Origin of the sequence: Pseudofrankia sp. DC12 (genome assembly GCF_000966285.1) — a bacterium.
Lineage (GTDB): Bacteria > Actinomycetota > Actinomycetes > Frankiales > Frankiaceae > Pseudofrankia.
The window spans coordinates 5,549,546-5,568,759 of sequence record NZ_KQ031391.1 but is presented as its reverse complement, the minus strand read 5'-3'; the positions used below and the strand labels follow the sequence as shown (position 1 = coordinate 5,568,759).

The following is a 19,214-nucleotide window of genomic DNA, read 5'->3' as shown; positions in this document are numbered from 1 at the left end:
TTCTGACCCCGGACCCGGGGCCGAGGCGATAGCTTCCTGCTGTGTCGGATCTTGGGCAGCCTTGGCGCGTCTTCCTGAGCCATACCGGAGACATGCGGCGTTGGCCGGCGGACCGTTCCTGGGTGACGGCCGCCGAGGACGCGGTGAAAAGGCTGCGGCACGCTCCCGTCGACATGGCGTACTTTGCCGCCGACGACCGGCCGCCCGCGAAACTGTGCGTCTCGCTGGTCGAGAACTGCGACCTCTATGTCGGCATCATCGGCACCCGGTACGGCTCACCGGTCCGCGACGATCCCGAGCGGTCTTACACCGAACTGGAGTTCGACACCGCGACGGCGCTCGGAAAGCGGCGCCTGGTGTACCTGGTCGACGAGGCCGCGGCACAGCTCGCCGCCGATGCTGGCGATGCGGGGGCTGCGGGTGCGGTGCCAGCCCTCGATCCGTGGGCAGCCCGCCAGACCGCCTTCCGGCAGCGGGTGCTCGACAGCGGGCTGACCGCGACGTTGGTCACCAGTCCCGCCCAGGTGGAGGCCGGCCTCGTCCAGGCCATCGCGCAGCTGATGCTGGCCGACGCGGTCGAGGCCTCCCCCGTCGGCACCAGCGCGATGCCGGCACCCGCGCCGCTGCGGGTGCCGCGTCAGCTCCCGCCCGAGGCCGCGGCGTTCATCAACCGGGTCCACCATTTCCAGCGGCTGAGCGAGCTCCTCGCCGCTCCGGATGACCGCCGGGCATTCGTCGGAGTGATCAGCGGTCCGGCCGGAGTCGGCAAGACCAGCTTCGCGGTGCACGTCGCGCACGGGGTCCGCGACCAGTTCCCCGATGGGCAGCTCTACGTCGACTTTCGCGGCTACAGTCCGCAGCCACCGCTGTCTGCCGAGGAGGCCCTGGACCGGTTCGTGCGCGCGCTGGGCGCGGACGACGCCCGGATTCCGACCGGCCTGCACGGACTCGGGGAGCTGTACCGGTACCTGCTGGACGGACGGCGGGTGCTCGTCATCCTCGACAACGCGCTGAATGTCGACCAGGTCCGGGCGCTGCTGCCGCCGCCCGGCTGCGCCGCCATCGTGACGACGAGGGGACCGCTCTCCGGCCTGGTAGTGCAGGACGGCGCGACGCGGATAACGCTGGAGCCGCTGGAGCCGATCCACGCGGAAGCCCTGCTGCGCACGCTCACCAGCGCGGGCCTCGGCCAGCCGGCGGTGGACGGGACGAATGACGATCCCCCGTCGGTGCCGGGTGACCCGGTAGCGGCACTCGCCCGGCAGTGCGGCTACCTCCCGCTCGCGCTACGGATCGCGGCCGAGCAGGCGACGCTGTCGGGGCTGAGCCTCGCCGAGCTGGTCGACGAGCTCGCCGACGCCCGGGGCCGGCTGGACGCGCTGGCCGGGCTCGACGAAGACCCGGGCTCAGCGGTACGCACCGTCTTCTCCTGGTCCTATCGGAACCTTTCCGAGCCGCTGCGCCGCGCGTTCCGGCTGCTCGCGCTGCACCCCGGCGGCGAGCTGCCCACCGCCGCGGCAGCCGCGCTCCTGGGCATCCCGACCGCCGCGGCAGGACGCACCCTGGACAGCCTCGTGGCGTTCAGCGTGCTGGAACGGCCGAGCCGTGGCCGCTACCGCTTTCATGACCTCGTCCGCGAGTACGCGGCCGAGCGGCTCGGGGCGGACGAACCGGCCGACGACCGGCGGGACGCGCTCGACCGCGAGCTGGACTGGTACCTGCGCGCCGCCGACGCCGCCGACCGCGTGCTCGCCCCGCAACGCCGGCACGTACCGGTCGACGCCCCGCTGCCCGCGGTCCCCACGACTGCGTTCGGCGGTCACGACGCGGCCCTCGCCTGGTGCGACGCCGAACGGCACAACCTAACCGCGATGACCGAGCTGGCCGCGGCCACGGCACGCCCGGTTGCCGCCTGGAAGCTCGCCCTCGCACCCGTCACGTTCTTCAAACGGCGCCACTTCGACACAGACTGGCTGGCCGCGAGCGAAATCGCCGTCGCGGCCGCGCGGGCGGCCGGGGATGTGGCCGCCGAGGCGTGGGCGCTGACCAACGTCGGCGGCGCCTGTCTCACGCTGGGCCACCTGGACCGCGCCTGGGAGGTCTACGAGGAGTCGCTGGCCGGCGCCCGGCGCACCGGCGACCAGGTCGGCGAGGCGATGACGCTCTCCAACCTCGGCGAGCTCGCCCTGGAGCTCGGCCGCCATGACCAGGCGTTGAGCTTCGGCCAGCAGGCGCGCGACCTCTGGCGAGCCCTTGGCAGTCGCGATCGCGACGAGGCATTCGTGCTGCGGGACGCGATCGCGCCCGCGTACCTGGCCCGCGGGCAGTACGACGACGCTCTGCGCGCGTACCACGAGGCCTACGATCTGTGCCGGGGCACCGACCTACAGGCCGAGGGCCTGATTCTGCGCGACCTGGGCCACGTTCATCTTGCCATGGGCAACGCGGCCGAGGCGTCAGCGGACTACGAACGATCGCTGGTGGTGCACCAGACCAGCGGCGACCGGGTCGGCGAGGCGAACACACTGCGGGCGCTGGCTACCGCCCGACTCACGCTGGACGACGCCGCCGGAGCACAGGGCGCCCTGTTGCAGGCCCTCGCGATCCTGCGCGAACAGGACCACCTGGCCGAGGCCGACGCGGTCCTCGCCACACTTCGCGAGCTCGGCCTCCACACCGGCGACGCCTGACGCCAGTCCGCCCGGCGCGAAGCGGTACTCGCCGGCGTGGCGGGCCGCGGCGGGCCGACGCCCGGTCAACCGGCGCGGACGGCCGCCAGGGTGGTGCCCCGGCGGTCGAGAGCGTCCTCGACGCGGCGCTGCATGTGGGCGATCAGCGCGTACTGGTCCGCGCAGTACACGGTTGGGTTGGTGAAACCGCTGCCGGGTCGGTAGCGGTGCGGGAACAGCCCGGCCCCGCAGGTCGCCACGACGTCGCAGCGGTGGCATTCGGCGGAAAGGCCGTGCAGCCCGAGCTGGCGCTGCACGAAGGCGGGTACGTCGAACAGCGCGTCGAGCGGGTCCGTGAACACGGTTCGACCGCTGGCGGCAGCGCCCTGCCCGACGGCCTTCAGCGTGTCCACCTGCTCATAGGAGCCGTCGGACTCGATGACGACCAGCGCGACCGGGGCGAGCCCGAATGACTCGTGGGCGCCCACTCCCCCGAGCAGCAGATGCAACAGCGACTCGAAGGTTCGCACTGAGAGCTGCCGGGCCGGCGCGTCGAACCAGCTGTCGAACAGCGGGATCAGCCAGTCGGCGTACGGGGTTCGACCGGCGCCCGGGGTGAGGCCTGGCGGCGGGTTTTCCCAGGTGCCGTGCGGGAGCAGGAAGTCCGCACCCTCCACGCCCAGTCTGAGCAACTCGCCCCAAACCTGGGCCGGGTCCGCCTCCAGTTGAATGGTGCACAGCAGTCCGAGGAAATGCGAGCGGAACTCGGGCCGCTGCATCATTCGAATAGCCGCGACCACCTCGTCGTAGCTGGACCGGCCGTCGGCATAGGTGCGATGCAGGTCATTGGCATACCGGTCGCCGTCCAGGCTGATCCCGACGCCGATGTCCTCCTCGACGAGGAAGGCCGCCATCGCCTCGTCGAGCAGCACCCCGTTTGTCTGCACCGTGACGATGACCTCCGTCAGCGGGGCAAGGCGCTCGCGCAGAATGCGGACGATCCGGTGCAGCCGGTCCGGGCCCGCGAGGAGCGGCTCGCCGCCGTGCAGCCGGAAATTCACGAAGTCCAGCTCGTGAGTCCGCACGTGCTCGGCGATCCTGTCCGCTGTCGCGGCCGCCGTCTCGTCGGTCATGAACCGCGGCTGGGCTCGCCACGACTGATCGGCCAGATGGTAGACGTAGCAGTAGTCGCAGTCGAGGTTGCAGCGCGACGCGACCTTCAACACGAACTCACGGAACGGCGTAGGCGTCCACCCGGGTGGCAATGGCGCACCCCATGCCGTTGCCGCCCGGGCCGCCGCGGGCGCGGAGCCCGCGGTGGCCGGCCCGCGAACTGGCACCGGCCACGGCAGCGCGGCGGGCATCGCCCGTCAGTTCTCGCCGGCGGCCGGCCGGGCGGCTGACGCGGATGAGGAACGGCGGGGCCGGAACAGACACGGGCCAGAGTTGTGCACGTAGGCGCCACTGACCAGATCGCCGTCGGCGGAGGCCCGGCGAGCGAGGGCGTGGTCGAGCGCGGATATCTGCGGCTCGTTGTCGGTCATGATCGGGTCGGCGGCGGAATTAAACATCGTCGGCTCCCTGCACACCTGGGCGGAAGCCACCGCGTCCGAGCATTCGGTCGCTGTCACGGCCCCGCACGAGAAGTGTGCCAGCCGAGTCCAGCGAATTTCGCCGAATCCGTCAGAAGTTTGCCCGATCAGGCAATCAGGTCGGCAGGAGGCGTTCGATGAAGGCTTCGAGCTGTTCGACGTTGCGGCACTCGACCATCTCGTCGACGATGTCGCCGTAGGCCTTGGTCGCCGAGTCGCCGGAGCCCCAGTAGGACTTCGGCTCCGGGTTGAGCCAGTAGGCGTGGCGGGCCTGGGAGCACAGGCGCCTGAAGATGGTCGACTCGGTGGCGCGGTAGTTGTTGCGGGCGTCGCCGAGGACGAGCAGGGAGGTCCTAGGGCCGACGGCGTCGGGGTAGCGCTCGGCGAAGACCTCGATGGCGTGGCCGTAGTCGCTGTGGCCGTCGAACCAGACCAGGTCCGCCTCGCTGGCGATCCGGCCCATCATGTCGCCGAGGTCGACGCCGCGCAGGAACCGGGTGACCTCGTCGGTCGTGTCGATGAAGCCGAACGCCCGCACCTTGGAGAACTGCTCGCGCAGGGCATGGGTAAGCATCAGGGTGAAGTGCGCGAACGACGCCACCGAGCCGGAGACGTCGCAGAGCACGACCAGTTCCGGCTTGTGCGGCTTGTGCGGCCGGTGCTTGGTCTCCAGCGGCACTCCGCCGGTCGCCAGCGACGCGCGCACGGTACGCCGGAAGTCCAGGCGGCCGGTGCGCCCGGAGCGGCGCTTGGCGGTCAGCCGCGTCGCGAGCCGGCGCGCCAGCGGGTAGACCTGGCGACGCAGCTCGACGAGGTCCTGGTGCGAGGCCCGCAGGAACTCGACCTGGTCGGTGAGCGGCTTGACCGCGGTCCGCTCGGTGGCCTGCAGGCCGCGCTCCTCGGCCATCCGGCGGCGGATCTCGGACTGGATCATCTCCTCGAAGGAGCGGATCCGGTCGGTGATGGTCTGCCGGGCGATCCGCTCGGCGAGCCCGCCGCGTTCCTGCGGCCCGAGCATCGCGGCGAGCAGGGCGGCGAGCAGGGTGTCCGGGGACATGGCGCGCAGCACCCGGAAGACGAACCACGAGCGGCCGTTCTGCCCGCCGCCGGGGGCGGAGCCGAACGCGGCGACGGCCTGGCGGGCGAGGTCACGCAGCGACTCGTCGTCGCCGTCGAGCAGGGCCTGCTGGAGCTGCTCGCGCAGCGCCTTCTTCAGCGCGTCCAGCTCCTCGCGGGTCGGCTCACGCTGCTCGCCGCTGGGCTCGCCGTCGCCGAGGCCGGTGACGCCGTCCCTGCCGACGGCGACGCCGTCACCGATCCGGGGCGGGAAGTACAGGTCGAACAGCGTATCGAAGGCATTGCGGTAGAGCGGCCGCTTGCACATCGTGGTCGCGAAGGCGGCCCGGACGGCCTCCCGGTCCAGCCAGCCGATCGCGCCGACGGCGCGGGCCGCGTCGACGGTCTCGGCCGTGCTCACCGGCACGCCGGCGCGCCGCAGGGCGGCCGTGAACTCGACCGTGCGGTCCACCAGGTTCATCGGAACCCCCTGTTCATCCGAACCCTGCTCATCCGAACCCCCTGCCGACCGGGTCGGGTCAGTTGGCGCCGAGCTTGAGCTGGCTGATCGCGCGGGCATGGTCGCTCGCGTGCTTGAGCACCACACCCAGGGTGCTCTTCACTTCTTCCTCGTCCAGCGAGTCGAAACCGAGCGCGAGCACGGTCTGGCCCCAGTCGATGGTCTCCGCGATCGACGGCGCCTTCTTCAGCTCCATCGCCCGCAGCGCGCGGACCGTGCGGACCAGCGCCTCGGCCAGCTGCTCGGGCAGCTCCGGCACCCGGGCGAGCAGGATCTCCTTCTCCCGGGCCGCCGACGGGTAGTCCAGGTTCAGGTAGAGGCACCGGCGCTTGAGCGCCTCCGACAGCTCACGGGTCGCGTTCGAGGTCAGGACGACGAACGGCCGGCGGGTCGCGGCGATCGTGCCCAGCTCCGGGATGGTCACCTGGAAGTCGGAGAGCACCTCCAGCAGCAGGCCCTCCACCTCGACGTCGGCCTTGTCGGTCTCGTCGATGAGCAGCACGGTCGGCCCGTCGCGGCGGATCGCGGACAGCAGCGGCCGGGCGAGCAGGAACTCCTCGCTGAAGATGTCGTCGTGCGTCGAGCGCCAGTCACCACCGCCGTCGCCGGACGCGGACTGGATGCGCAGCAGCTGCTTCTTGTAGTTCCACTCGTAGAGCGCGCGCGCCTCGTCGAGGCCCTCGTAGCACTGCAGGCGGATCAGCTCGGCGCCGGTGGACGCGGCCAGCGCCTTGGCGAGCTCGGTCTTGCCGGTACCCGCCGGGCCCTCGACCAGCAACGGCTTGCGCAGCCGGTCCGCGAGGAAGAGGGTGGTGGCGATCGCCTCGTCGGCGAGGTAGCCCGTCTCCCGCAACCGGCCGCGGACGTCCGCGACATCAGCGAAGGCGTGTTCCTGCAACGACATGGACTTCCCCGCCCTACGTCCGTCTCATCGCCGCGCACGGCGCGCGCGGCACGGCGTCGAGTCGGCGCGCACGGCCAACACGTCGCTCTGATCCCCTTGGATCCGTTATCCGTCCGTCCCATATTGCCAGCGCACCGGGCCAGAATCGCGTACTGCTACGAGTCCGGGATGTGATGAGCGCGGAGGGTTATGTTTCGCGTGGATAACTTTCCTGGTCAGCAGCGTGCGGGGCACCACTCGTGACCGGTCAGATCCGGTCGTAGGCGGGCAGTGTGAGGAACTCGGCGAAGGGTTCACCGAGCGCGGTCTGCTCGAATAGCTCGAGGGCGTCGGCCCACCTCCCGGCGGCCTTTCCGGTCTCGGTCGCGTCGGCGGGGCGCAGCCGGGCGACCTCCTCGGCGAGGATCTGGCGGACCAGGCCGGCGGTGACGACCCGGCCGTCGGCGAGCTTGGCGCCGGCGGCGACCCACTGGTAGAGCTGGCTGCGCGAGATCTCGGCGGTCGCCGCGTCCTCCATCAGGTTGTCGATGCCGACCGCCCCGGAGCCGCGCAGCCAGGTCTCCAGGTAGCGCAGCCCGACGCTGATGTTGATCCGCACCCCGTCCTCGGTGATCTCGCCCGGTGTCGCGGCGACGTCAAGGAGAGCCTCGGCGGTGACGTGAACGTCGGGGCGCTGCCGGCTGAGCTGGTTCGGCGCGGTCCCCAGGACGCCGTCGAAGACCTCGGTGCAGACGGGCACCAGGTCGGGGTGCGCGACCCAGCTGCCGTCGAACCCGTCCCCGGACTCGCGCACCTTGTCGGCCCGGACCTTCGCCAGAGCGGCAGCGTTCACCTCGGGGTCGCGCCGCGAGGGGATGAACGCCGCCATGCCGCCGATCGCGTGCGCGCCACGGCGGTGGCAGGTCGAGACCAGCAGCTCGGTGTACGCCCGCAGGAACGGCGCGGTCATCGTGACGGCGTTGCGGTCGGGCAGCAGGAACTCGCCGGGGCGGGCGGCGAACGTTTTGATCGTGGAGAACAGGTAGTCCCAGCGGCCCGCGTTCAGCCCGGCGGAGTGCTCGCGCAGCTCGTAGAGAATCTCCTCCATCTCGAACGCCGCGGGCAGCGTCTCGATCAGGACGGTCGCCCGGATGGTCCCGGGGCGAAGGCCCAGGGATTCCTCAGCCGAGGTGAACACGTCGTTCCACAGCCGGGCCTCGAGATGGCTCTCCATCTTCGGCAGGTAGAACGCCGGGGTCCGGCCGGCGGCGGCGAGGGCCCGCGCGTTCCGGAAGAGATAGAGCCCGGCGTCGAACAGCGAGCCCGACATGGGGACGCCGTCGACCACGACGTGCCGCTCGGGCAGGTGCCAGCCGCGCGGCCGGACGACCAGGGTCGCGGGCCGCTCGCCCAGGCGGTAGACCCGGCCGTCCGGATTGGTGAACGACAGCGTGCCGGCGATCGCCGCGGCCAGATTGCGCTGGCCGTCGAGCAGGTTCGCCCAGGTCGGGACGTTGGCGTCCTCGAAGTCCGCCATGAACAGGCGCGCGCCGCTGTTGAGCGCGTTGATGACCATCTTCGCGTCGGTCGGGCCGGTGATCTCGCAGCGGCGGTCGGCCAGGTCGGCGGCGGGTGGGGCGACGGTCCACGAGCCGGCCCGGACGTCGGCCGTCTCGGGCAGGAAGGCGAGCGACCCGCCGGCGGCGATCGCGGCCCGCCGTCGCGCCCGGTTGGCCAGCAGCTCGAGGCGCCGGGCCCCGAAAGCGTGCTGCAGCCCGGCGACGAACGCCACCGCCTCGTCGGTGAGGACGTCCGCCACCAGCGTCGCGGCGTCCGCGGCCGCGAGCCCAGCCACGTCCCGCTCGACCTGGACGCCGTCCGTCCCGCCCGCTGCCTCGCCCGTCGCACCCATCGCGCCTCCATCACTCGCCGGCCAGCCCCCAGTCTGGCGGCGGCGGGGCTCGCGGGCGACGCCTGGACAGATATATCCGGGCGCGCGCGGTAGGGACCCGCCGGTCCCGCGTGGCCGTCGCCGCCTCGAGAAGCGCTAACACTCACGTTAATGTCGGTCCTATCTTCCACACGGAAGTAAATTATGAAACATGACTCCTGGGGCCTCCTACGTGAATGAAGGAGAAATACGGAATACTCTTCCCGTGAACCTCGGAGAAGGAGGCTGGAATGCCGGCAGAGCCGCTGCCGATCACCGTCATTGTGCCGATCTACAACGGTGCGGCACTTCTCGGTGAGGCGTTGACCAGCGCGTTGGCACAAGAACCGCCGCCGGCGCGGGTGATCGTGGTGGACGACGGCTCCACCGACGACCCCGACTCGGTCCTGGCCCGGTTCCCGACGGTCGACGTGATCAGGCAGAAGAACCAGGGCGTCGGCGCGGCGCGCAACGCGGGCCTGCGGGCGACGGACACCGCCTACGTCGTGTTTCTCGACCAGGACGACCGCTTGGTGCCCGGGGCGCTGGCACACGCGACGAAGCTCCTGGACACGGACCCGCGCGCCGCGTTCGTCTCCGGCCGCAACCGGATGATCAGGGCCGACGGCGCGCCGTGGGAGTCCGGCGCGGCGGGCATACGGCCGGCGGTACGGCGTCATCACTACCGCGAGCTGCTCTATCAGTCCTGGATCGTGCCACCATCGACCGTGCTGTTCCGCCGTTCCCTCCTCACGACGGCCGGAGGCTGGTCCGAGGACCGCAGGCTGAACGGCGCCGACGACTACGAGCTATACCTGCGGCTCGCGCGGCAGTACCCGGTCCTGGACACCGAGGATTGCTACGCGGAGTACCGGATGCACGGCGGAAACACCTCGAGCGATGCCCAGAAGATGCTCGACGGCATCACTTTCGTGCTGCGCGCCGAGCGTATGCACACGCAAAGCAGCGTTGAGCTGGAGCGGGCCCGCCGGTCCGGGCTTGCGTTCTGGCAGGCGGTGCTGGGTCTCAAGGCCGCGGGGCAGGAGCTGATGTTGGCGGCCAAGAACCGTCAGGACATCCCCGCCGCCGCCGGTAAGGCCGTCGTCATGATTGCCCGCCACCCGGTCTCTTTCGGCGAGCTGGTGAAGGACCATCTCGTGCACGCGTCCGCCCGGGCCGGCGGTGGGGGTTTTCGCGCGGTACTCGTCGAGACCCGCCGCAGGCTCGGCTGATCACGGCGGGTCCGCCGGCCCGCGGCCGGCAACACCGTGTCCGCGCGGCGGCACCCGCTCAGGGCTGAGCCGCGGCTGGCCTGACGGCCGCGAGCCAGCCCGCGCGCGGCGCAGGTGCCGCGCCGGTCAGACGATGTGCCCGTCGCCGATGCCGATCCAGGTGGTCGACGTCAGCTCGGGCAGGCCCATCGGGCCGCGGGCGTGCAGCTTCTGGGTGGAGATGCCGATCTCGGCGCCCATGCCGAACCGCTCGCCGTCGGTGAACCGGGTCGAGGCGTTCACCATGATCGCGGCGCTGTCGCAGGTGGCGATGAACCGCCGGGACGCGGCGAGCGAACCGGTGACGATCGCCTCGGTGTGCCCACTGCCGTAGCGGCGGATGTGCTCGACGGCCGCGTCGAGGGAGGGAACGACCTTCACGGCGAGATCGAGCGAGAGGTACTCGGCCGCCCAGTCGTCCTCCGTCGCCACGAGCGCGGTCGGGTCCGCCGCGCGGACGGCCTCGTCGCCGTGGACCGTCACGCCGGCCGCGGTCAGCACGCCGAGCACCTTCGGCAGGAACTCCGCTGCGACGCCGGCGTGCACGAGCAGCGTCTCGGCGGAGTTGCAGACCGAGACCCGCTGGGTCTTGGAGTTCAGCGCGATCTTCAGCGCCATGTCGAGGTCGGCGTCCTTGTCCACGTAGACGTGGCAGATGCCGATCCCGGTCTCGATCACCGGGACCGTCGACTCCTCGACGACGGCGCGGATCAGCCCGGCACCGCCGCGCGGGATGAGCACGTCGACGAGGCCGCGCAGGCGCATGAGGTGCTTGACCGACTCGTGGTCGACCCCGGGGACGAGTTGCACCGTGTCGGCCGGGAGCCCGGCGGCGACCGCGGCGTCGCGCAGCACACCGACGAGCGCGGTGTTGGAGCGCTGGGCGGACGCGCTGCCGCGCAGCAGCGCCGCGTTGCCGCTCTTCAGACAGAGCCCGGCGGCGTCGACGGTGACGTTCGGCCGGGCCTCGTAGATGATCCCGACGACGCCGAGCGGGACGCGGACCTGGCGCAGCTCGATGCCGTTGGGCAGCACCTGGCCGCGCAGCACCTCACCGACCGGGTCGTTGAGCCCGGCGACCTGGCGCAGGCCGTCGGCCATCGCGGTGAGCCGGGCGTCGGTGAGGGTGAGCCGGTCGACCAGCGCAGGGGCGGTGCCGGCCGCCCGCGCGGCGGCGACGTCCTCGGCGTTGGCCTCGATCAGTTCGTCGGCGCGGGCCAGCAGGGCGTCCGCCATGCCCAGCAGGGCGGCGTCCTTGGCCGCTCGCGTCAGTGGGGCGAGGACCGCCGCGGCCTGCTTCGCGCGTACCGCGCTCGCTCGGACGTCATCCGCGGAGACCTGCATGACCCGTTCCCTTCTCGGCGGCGAACAGGGCAACCCGGCTCGGGGCCGGCGCCGCGCGCCATCCAACGAGGCTACCTGCCCGGATTCCGCGGTGCGGCATCAGGCGAGCACCGCCGGGCGGACCGGCCCGGGCCGACCAGGCGACCCGGTGCCCGCCCGGCGCCGGGCCAGACGGCGAAGGCCGCGTGGTCGGTGGACCACGCGGCCTTCGCTCGTCGGGTGCGAGCGGCGGTCAGCCGCCCGCGGGTGTCGCCGTCAGTCGGCGGCCCTGGCCAGCTTCGACGGCCACCAGATCCGCCTGCCGATCTCGTGCGACAACGACGGGACAAGGATCGACCGCACGATGATCGTGTCCAGGAGCACGCCGAAGGCGACCGTGAAGCCGATCTCCGCCAGCGTGACCAGCGGCAGCACCGCCAGCACCGCGAACGTCGCGGCCAGCACCACGCCCGCCGAGGTGATCACACCGCCGGTGACGGACAGGCCGCGGGTGATGCCGGCCCTGGTGCCATGGGTGAGCGTCTCCTCCCGCACCCGGGTCATCAGGAAGATGTTGTAGTCGATCCCAAGTGCCACCAGGAAGACGAAGGCGAACAGTGGATAGGCCGGATCCGCGTTGGCGAAGCCGAGCACGTGGTTGAACACGACCGCCGAGACGCCGAGCGCCGCGGCGAACGACAGCACCACCGTCAGGATCAGCAGGAGCGGCGCGACGAGCGCCCGCAGCAGCAGCCCCAGGACGATCAGGATCACCAGAAGCACGATCGGGATCACCAGGTCGCGGTCGTGCCGGGACGCCGCGTTGACGTCATGGTTGACCGCCGTCGAGCCGCCGACCAGGGCTTCCGCGCCGGGGACCGCATGCGCCGCCGCCCGGATGTTCATGACGGTCGTCTCGGCCTGCTTGGTGTCGTACCGGTCGGTGATCGCCGCGTCGATCACGATCCGGCCGTCGACCGGTTTGACCTGGACCGAGGCGGGTGGGCAGGTCGCGCTGGCCGCGAGCTGCGCCGGAGTGACGGCCCCGGAACGGACCAGCTCACCTATCTTGGCGTAGCTCGCCTCCACGCACACCGAGCCCGGCTTCGTGTCGACGCCGGGGATCTTCGAGACCGCGGCGATCACGGCGCCGGCCTTGTCGGCCCTCGCGGTGATCACGGCCGGGGCTCCGGCGCCCGCGTCGAAGTTGGCGTCGTAGATCTTCTGGCCGACGATCGCGTCCGGCTGGGTGGTGAAGGTGTCCAGCGTCGAGAGACCGCCGGTCTTCAGCGTCGGCAGGAACGCCACGCAGATCAGCAGCAGCACGGCGGTGCCGATCCAGCCGAGGCGGGAGCGCTTCTCGATGGTCGTGGCGAAACGCGACCAGGCGCCGTGGGTGGCGACGTCGGCCTGGTTGTCGAACCGCGGGATCCGGGGCCAGAACACCCACCGGCCGACCACCACGAGGAATACTGGCAGGAAGACCAGCATCATCACGACGGTGCAGGCGACACCGATCGCGCAGACCGGCCCGAGGCTCTTGTTCGAGTTCAGCTCGCCGAGGCTGAGGCAGAGCAGGCCGAGGATGACGGTCAGGCCGGACGCGGCGATCGCCGGGGCGGCCCCGCGCCAGGCGGCCATCATCGCGTCGATCCGGCCGCGATGGTTGTGCAGCTCCTCGCGATATCGGCTGACCAGCAGGAGTGCGTAGTCCGTACCGGCGCCGATCACGACGACCGACAGGATGCCCTGGCTCTGGCCGGTGAGGGTCAGTGCGCCGTGCTTGGCCAGCGGGTAGATGACCAGCGAGGACGCGCCGAGCGCGAGCCCCGCGCTGAACAGCGGGAAGAACCAGAGCACCGGGCTGCGGTAGACGACCAGCAGGATGATGATGACGACCAGTCCCGCGGCGAGCAGCAGCTGGCCGTCGAGGCCGCCGAACGCGTCGATGAACGCGACCAGCAGACCACCCGCGCCCGCGCTGTGGACCACGAGGCCGGTCGGCGCGCCCGCCTTGGCGACGTCGATGACGGCCTTCTCGGTCTTGCTGAGGTCGTCGCCGTTGACCGCGGTGTCGCCGTGTTTGCCGATGAGCGGGACGGCTGTGGAGGCGACCGAGTCGTTCTTGGAGAACTGCGGCAGCCCGATCTGGTCGGCTGCAACTCCGTCGACCGTGCCGAACTTGGCGCGGTCAGCGGCGATCTTCGTCTTGTCCGCGCCGGTCAGACCGCCGGCCCGCTGGTAGACGATGAAGCCGGGGATCGTCGCGATGTCCTGGAACTTCTCAGATTCCGTTTGGACCTTGGTCGACTCCGCGGATCCCGGCAGGTAGGAGGCCTGGTCGTTCTTCTGGACCTGACTGAGCTTTCCTTGGAACTGAAAGCCACCGCCGGCGATCAGGAAGACGACGAGCGCGGCGAGCCCGAACGCATAGACGAACCATGGCCGGCGACGCCCGGAGCTGGGCGTGGCGGGCGGGGGCGGCGGCGCGGTCCCGGAGCGTTCCTCCGCGGCCAGGTCACTGGTCATCGTGTCTCTCCCGGTCGGCTTTCGGGTCTCGGCTCGGTGGCGACGGGCGCGGTCCGGCCGAACGGCCCGTCGAGGCAGGTGCTGATCTGGATGACGCGGCGGTGCCTGCGAGCAGCCGGGCCCGCCGGAGCGGGACCGCTGGTTTGGCACGGACCGTACTGGCCGGGTGTGACGCGTCGTGGCCAGCCCACGTCTCGATGATGGCGCCGTCCCCAGCTGGCGCCATCAGGTTTTCGGCGGATCAGCGGTGGACGCCGCCATCCTCCGGTTGGCCTCACTATCTCATTATCTCACTCGCTCAACAAGTCTCTACTCAGACATTGGTCGCACCTGCGCCTGAGCATCAGATGGCCTGGCGAGCGCGCGCCGCAGGTTCCGACCGCCGCGAGCCGGCCCACAGAGCGCCCGAAGGCGTGAAGTGAGATACGCCACATGACTGGCGCCGCCACTCGCTCCGGGCGCGTCGCCGGGCCATGGCCGGCCGGCCCGGCCTGGATCGCGTCATGGAGGCGAGCATGCCCGCCCCCCCGGCGCCGCGTCGTCCGCCCACGGGCGACACTCCGGGTACGCACCCCCGCGTATCGGCAGCGGCGCACCCGCCCGCTCGGCCACGCGATGCGGCCCGCCACGGCCCCAGCCTTACGATCATGGGTGCACCAGGGTGTCGCGACGCGACCAGAGCGGGACGCGCGAACGACGAGGCTCGACAGGGGAGAGGCGCGCATGCTCGTCCTGCACACGTCCGACTGGCACCTCGGACGGCGCCTGCACGGCTTCGACCTCGCCGCCGCGCAGGCCGCGTACGTCGACCACCTCGTTCAGGTGACCCGCACCGAGCGGGTCGACCTCGTCGTGGTCGCCGGCGACGTGCACGACCGCGCGATCCCCCCGGTGGGCGCGCTACGGCTGTTCGACGAGGCACTGTCCCGGCTGCGCGACACCGGCGCCCAGGTGGTCGTCATCAGCGGCAACCACGACGCCGCCGCGCGCCTCGGCGACAAGGCCGGGCTGCTCGACCCCCGGGTCAGCATCCGCACCGATCCGGCCCGGCTGGCGTCCGCGGTCGTCGTCGAGGACAGGTTCGGGCCGGTCCGGGTCTACCCGGTCCCCTACCTGGAGCCGGCCGCCGTCACCGACGTGCTTCCCGCGGTGGATGACCCGGCCGACGAGCTCGACGCCGACGTGGACCTCGACGCTGGAGCGCAGGAGCGAACTGGCGAGCCCGCACCGGGGCTGCCGTCCCCGGCTGTGATTGAGGGGCCAGCCGAGCCCCCCTTCCCGGGCATGGTCTCGCTGTTCGACGAGGACGAGCTCGCCCCGAGCCTGGTGCCCGCCGTCCCCCGCCCGCCGGCGTTCCACGACGGGCGCCGCCGGGCCCGGGCCACGGCGCTGACGCACGCCGCGACGATGCGCCGAGCGATGGCCGCCGTCCGGGCGGACCTGGCCGACCATCCCGGCGCCCGGTCGGTCGTCGTCGCGCACGCGTGGGTCACCGGGGCCACCGGCAGCGACAGTGAGCGCGACCTCGGCGTCGGCGGCGCAGCGCACGTGCCCGCGGCCCTGTTCGACGGCATCACCTATGCGGCGCTCGGCCACCTGCACCGCCCGCAGCGCGTCCTCGGCCGAGCCGACCTGCGCTACAGCGGCTCGCCGCTGGCCTACTCGTTCTCCGAGACGCAGGACGCGAAGGCCTCGCTGCTCGTCGAGCTCGGACCAGCGGGACTGGCCCGCGTCGAGCCGGTCCCGGTGCCGGTGCACCGCCGGATGACGGTCCTGCGCGGCCCGATCGAGCAGCTGCTCACCCGGCTGGAGTACGGCGAGCACGTCGAGGACCTGGTGGCGGTGGTACTGACCGACGACGCCCGCCCCGTCGACGCGATGAGCCGGCTGCGCGCCCGGTTCCCGCACACCCTGGTGCTGCGGCACGAGCCCGAGCATGCCCCGGCGCCCGACAGCCGGACGTTCATGCAGCGGACCCGTGGACGCGACGACCTCGGCGTCGCCGCGGACTTCGTCGACTTCGCGCGGGGCAGGCCCGCCGACGCGGACGAACGCGCCCAGCTGGCCGAGGCTCTGACCGCCGCGACGACCTGGGCCGATGCCCGCGGGGAGGCCTGATGCGCCCGCACCGGCTGGAGCTGGTCGCGTTCGGCGCCTTCCCGGGTGAGGTCGACCTCGACCTCGACCGGCTCGGCGCCGGTGGGCTGGTGCTGCTGTGCGGCGAGACCGGCGGCGGCAAGACGACGCTGCTCGACGCCCTCGGGTTCGCGCTCTTCGGCACCGTCCCCGGCCTGCGGGGCGTGCGCGACCTGCGGTCACATCACGCCTCACCGGACGTCGCCCCACGGGTGCGGCTGGAGTACTCGGTGCCGGCCGGGCGCTTCCGGGTCACCCGGTCGCCCGGCTGGGACCGGCCGCGGCGACGCGGCGACGGCACCCAGCGCCAGCACCCGACCGCGCTGCTCGAGCGGTGGACCGGCTCGGGCTGGGCGCCGGACGCCACCCGCAACGAGGACGTGGGCCTGGAGGTCAACGGGCACCTCGGCATGCGGCCGGAGCAGTTCTTCCAGGTCGTGATGCTCCCCCAGGGCCGGTTCGCCGACTTCCTGCATGCCGACAATGACGCCCGCGAGGCGCTGCTCAAGCAGCTGTTCAGCGTCGGGCGGTTCGAGCGCGTCGAGCAGTGGCTCGCCGACCGGGCCAAGCGCGCCGCCGACGACCACGGCCTCGCCCGCCAGGACCTCGACCGGGTCCATGCCAAGGTCACCGAGGCGGCGGGCCGGCCGGACGCCGGCGACGCCACCGCCGAGGCCGTCGGCTCCGGCCGCGGCGGGGCCACCGACGATCCACCCGGGCCGGACTGGGCCCGGGCGCTCGCCAACGACGCCGCCGCGACGGCCGCGACGGCCGACCGGCACCGAGACGAGACGGGGCAGCTCCGCGAGCAGGCCGAACGCGCGCTCGCCGCGACCCGTGAGGCGGTCCGCCGGGCCGAGGAGCGCGCTCGGCTGCTCGCCCGCCTCGCCGAGCTCGACGAGCAGGCGCCTCTGGTCGCTGAGCTCGCCACCGAGCTCGCCGCCGCGGCCCGGGCCGGCGCCGTCAGCCGCGCCATCACCGAGACCCTGCGCCGAGGTGCCGAGGCCACCCAGGCCGAGGGCACGCAGGCGCAGGCCCGGGCCGCGGCGGCCGCGGCGGCCGTCGCGGCGGGCGACGGGTCCGCGGGCGACCGGCCTCGGGTGAGGCCAGACGCCACCGCCGACGAGCTGGCGACCCTCGCCGCCGACGCCCACGCCGAGTCGGGCCGGCTGGAGCGGTTCGGCCTCGTGCTCGACGCCGCCCGCGACGACGAGACGCAGGCCGACCTGGCCGACCGCGAGGCGCTTGGGCACGCCCAGGCGGCCGCCATCCGGGAAACCGAGATCGCCACGACGCTGCCGGCCCGGCGCCGCGTGGCCCAGGGTCAGGCCGACGCCGCCAGGCGCGCGGCGCGGCTCGCGCCGGCGCTCGCCGAGCGGTCCCGCCAGCTGTCCGACCTGGCCGACGCGGTGCGCGAGCACCGGCGGGCGCTCGCCGAGTCGACCGACACGGCCGCGAGCGCCACCCAGGCCAGGACCCGCGCGATCGAGCTGCGCCAGCAACGCTTCGACGCGATCACCGCCGAGCTCGCCGCCGCGCTGGCGGACGACACGCCCTGCCCCGTGTGCGGCGCGCTCGACCATCCCGACCCGGCCGAGGTGCGCGCCGACCACGTCAGCAAGGACGCCGAGCAGGAAGCCGAGCAGGAGGCCAACCGGCGCGAGGCCGCGGCCGGAGCCGCACGAGACCGGGTCGCCGGGCTGACTGGCCGGGTCAGGACGCTGCGCGCGGCCGCGTTGCGCTCCCCCGCCGCACTCGCCGACGACGAGACCGACCGCACCGACGCGAGCACGGACGAGACCGCGACCGGCCGGCCCCATCAGGGCGTGGGCGAACCCGGCACGGCGGGAGCCGGCGAGCAGGGACCTGGCGAGGACCCCGCGGCGGCCGTCGCCGAGATGCTCGCCGACCTGCGCGGCACGTTGCTCGACGAGGCGGTGCTGCTGGCCGCCGACGACGCCCCTGCCGACGTGGCCGAACCGGACCGGACGGCCGGCGAGATCCACGCGGCCGCCCGGGCCTTCGCCGCGGCGGCGGCCCAGGCGGCCTCGGGCGCCCGTGATTTGGCCGAGGCCGAGGCCGATCTCGCTGCGCTCGTCGAGTCGCAGACCAGGGCCCATACGGATCTCGCCACCCATCGCGCCGAGGAGCGCGCGGCCGGGCTGCGGGCCGCGGCGGCGCGGGACCGGGCCGCCGCGGCGCGGGCGACGGTGCCGCCGGCATTGCGCGACCCGGCCCGGCTGGCGAGCCAGGTGGACGCGGTCGCGAGGTTCGCTCGGGCCTGCACCCACGCCGAGCAGGCTGTGCGGGCCGCCGCCCGGGCACACGACGAGCTCCGCCGCGCCGAGGCCGCGGCCACCGACGCGGCGACGGAGGCGGGTTTCGCGGACCCGGGCGCCGCGCTCGCCGCGGTCCGCGAGCCAGTTTGGCTGGCCGACGCGCAGGCCCGCGTCCAGGCGCACCACGACGAGCGGGTCGAGACCCGGTCGCGGCTGGCGGCCCCGGACCCGGCGACGACAGACCCAGCGACGACAGACCCGGCGGCGGGCGACCCGGCGGCGGCCGACGACCCGTCGGCTCACCTGGACAGGCACGAGCGCGCGGCCGCGGCGGCGCGGACCGCGCACGAGCAGGCCTGGGCGAGCGCCGCGACCGCGGCGCAACGCGCCCGCCGGCTTGCGGAGCTGGTCGACGAGTTCGCCCGCGCGCACGCGGCGCTCGCGCCCCGGCGGGCGGCGGCGGAACAGCTGCGCCAGCTGGCCGATCTCACGGCCGGGCGGGCGCCGGCCAACCAGCACGGGATGCCGCTGTCGAGCTATGTGCTGGCGGCCCGGCTGGAGGAGGTCGCGCAGGCGGCGAGCCGCCGGCTGGCGGCGATGAGCGGTGGGCGCTACACGCTCGTCCACGACACCGGCGAACGCCGCGACCGGCGCCGCAAGGCCGGCCTCGGGCTGCTCGTGGTGGATGCCTGGACGGGCCGGTCCCGCCCGACGGCGACCCTGTCCGGCGGCGAGACCTTCCAGGCCGCGCTGTCGCTCGCGCTCGGCCTCGCCGACGTCGTCAGCACCGAGGCCGGCGGCCACGCGATCGACACGTTGTTCGTCGACGAGGGCTTCGGCACGCTCGACCCGGACAGCCTCGACGAGGTCATGAACGTCCTCGACGAGCTGCGCGCGGGCGGCCGTCTGGTCGGCGTCGTCAGCCACGTCGCCGACCTGCGCCTGCGCATCCCGACGCAGATCCAGGTCCGTAAGGGTCCCAGTGGCAGCACGGTGGAGACCACGGCCTGACGGCGGCTCAGGGCC

At 72.9% G+C, this 19,214-nt stretch carries 11 protein-coding genes; 4 read left to right on the top strand and 7 right to left on the bottom strand.

Annotation, left to right across the window (positions count from 1 at the left end; translation table 11 throughout):
* Positions 1-122 precede the first annotated feature (122 nt).
* Positions 123-2,690: a tetratricopeptide repeat protein gene (locus FRADC12_RS22385; RefSeq protein WP_052711091.1), complete on the top strand. Its 2,568-nt coding sequence runs from the start codon at positions 123-125 to the stop codon at positions 2,688-2,690.
* 65 nt (positions 2,691-2,755) lie between these two features.
* Here FRADC12_RS22385 and FRADC12_RS22380 read toward each other — a convergent pair whose 3' ends face one another.
* The 5 genes from FRADC12_RS22380 to aceB form a co-directional block, all read right to left on the bottom strand.
* Positions 2,756-4,033, bottom strand: a complete 1,278-nt coding sequence (locus FRADC12_RS22380) for an FxsB family cyclophane-forming radical SAM/SPASM peptide maturase (RefSeq protein WP_084011110.1) — start codon at positions 4,031-4,033, stop codon at positions 2,756-2,758.
* A 6-nt stretch (positions 4,034-4,039) separates the two neighbouring features.
* Entirely contained in the window at positions 4,040-4,240 is a 201-nt protein-coding gene (locus FRADC12_RS22375) for a hypothetical protein (protein WP_157488985.1), read from the bottom strand.
* A 136-nt stretch (positions 4,241-4,376) separates the two neighbouring features.
* Positions 4,377-5,798 carry a vWA domain-containing protein gene (locus FRADC12_RS22370; RefSeq protein ID WP_045878108.1) on the bottom strand — a complete coding sequence of 474 codons (1,422 nt, stop codon included), beginning with the start codon at positions 5,796-5,798 and terminating at the stop codon, positions 4,377-4,379.
* A gap of 58 nt (positions 5,799-5,856) precedes the next feature.
* Entirely contained in the window at positions 5,857-6,741 is an 885-nt protein-coding gene (locus tag FRADC12_RS22365) for an AAA family ATPase (RefSeq protein WP_045878107.1), read from the bottom strand.
* Between the two features lie 247 nt (positions 6,742-6,988).
* Positions 6,989-8,632 carry a malate synthase A gene (gene aceB, locus FRADC12_RS22360; RefSeq protein ID WP_084011109.1) on the bottom strand — a complete coding sequence of 548 codons (1,644 nt, stop codon included), beginning with the start codon at positions 8,630-8,632 and terminating at the stop codon, positions 6,989-6,991.
* A 269-nt stretch (positions 8,633-8,901) separates the two neighbouring features.
* On the opposite strand from aceB, the gene FRADC12_RS28670 reads away from it, so the two are divergent.
* Positions 8,902-9,882 (top strand): glycosyltransferase family 2 protein, encoded by a 981-nt coding sequence (locus tag FRADC12_RS28670; RefSeq protein WP_052711090.1) that lies wholly within the window; start codon positions 8,902-8,904, stop codon positions 9,880-9,882.
* Positions 9,883-10,008: 126 nt separating this feature from the next.
* On the opposite strand, the gene FRADC12_RS22350 is transcribed toward FRADC12_RS28670, so the two are convergent.
* Together FRADC12_RS22350 and FRADC12_RS22345 are read right to left on the bottom strand one after the other, a co-directional pair.
* Positions 10,009-11,265 carry a glutamate-5-semialdehyde dehydrogenase gene (locus tag FRADC12_RS22350; RefSeq protein WP_045878106.1) on the bottom strand — a complete coding sequence of 419 codons (1,257 nt, stop codon included), beginning with the start codon at positions 11,263-11,265 and terminating at the stop codon, positions 10,009-10,011.
* Between the two features lie 255 nt (positions 11,266-11,520).
* Complete coding sequence (locus FRADC12_RS22345) at positions 11,521-13,773, bottom strand: MMPL family transporter (RefSeq protein ID WP_045878105.1); 2,253 nt, start codon at positions 13,771-13,773, stop codon at positions 11,521-11,523.
* Between the two features lie 723 nt (positions 13,774-14,496).
* On the opposite strand from FRADC12_RS22345, the gene FRADC12_RS22340 reads away from it, so the two are divergent.
* Positions 14,497-15,891, top strand: a complete 1,395-nt coding sequence (locus FRADC12_RS22340) for an exonuclease SbcCD subunit D (protein ID WP_045878104.1) — start codon at positions 14,497-14,499, stop codon at positions 15,889-15,891.
* Positions 15,891-19,199 (top strand): AAA family ATPase, encoded by a 3,309-nt coding sequence (locus FRADC12_RS34080; protein WP_045878103.1) that lies wholly within the window; start codon positions 15,891-15,893, stop codon positions 19,197-19,199. The genes FRADC12_RS22340 and FRADC12_RS34080 overlap by 1 nt, the downstream gene beginning before the upstream one ends.
* Positions 19,200-19,214 lie beyond the last annotated feature (15 nt).

What these genes read in the sequence shown, in the direction of transcription:
- FRADC12_RS22380 (WP_084011110.1), bottom strand. Translation starts at nt 4,033, where the DNA reads ATGCCCGCCGCGCTGCCGTGGCCGGTGCCAGTTCGCGGGCCGGCCACC.
- FRADC12_RS22375 (WP_157488985.1), bottom strand. Translation starts at nt 4,240, where the DNA reads ATGTTTAATTCCGCCGCCGACCCGATCATGACCGACAACGAGCCGCAG.
- FRADC12_RS22370 (WP_045878108.1), bottom strand. Translation starts at nt 5,798, where the DNA reads ATGAACCTGGTGGACCGCACGGTCGAGTTCACGGCCGCCCTGCGGCGC.
- FRADC12_RS22365 (WP_045878107.1), bottom strand. Translation starts at nt 6,741, where the DNA reads ATGTCGTTGCAGGAACACGCCTTCGCTGATGTCGCGGACGTCCGCGGC.
- aceB (WP_084011109.1), bottom strand. Translation starts at nt 8,632, where the DNA reads ATGGGTGCGACGGGCGAGGCAGCGGGCGGGACGGACGGCGTCCAGGTC.
- FRADC12_RS28670 (WP_052711090.1), top strand. Translation starts at nt 8,902, where the DNA reads ATGCCGGCAGAGCCGCTGCCGATCACCGTCATTGTGCCGATCTACAAC.
- FRADC12_RS22350 (WP_045878106.1), bottom strand. Translation starts at nt 11,265, where the DNA reads ATGCAGGTCTCCGCGGATGACGTCCGAGCGAGCGCGGTACGCGCGAAG.
- FRADC12_RS22345 (WP_045878105.1), bottom strand. Translation starts at nt 13,773, where the DNA reads ATGACCAGTGACCTGGCCGCGGAGGAACGCTCCGGGACCGCGCCGCCG.
- FRADC12_RS22340 (WP_045878104.1), top strand. Translation starts at nt 14,497, where the DNA reads ATGCTCGTCCTGCACACGTCCGACTGGCACCTCGGACGGCGCCTGCAC.
- FRADC12_RS34080 (WP_045878103.1), top strand. Translation starts at nt 15,891, where the DNA reads ATGCGCCCGCACCGGCTGGAGCTGGTCGCGTTCGGCGCCTTCCCGGGT.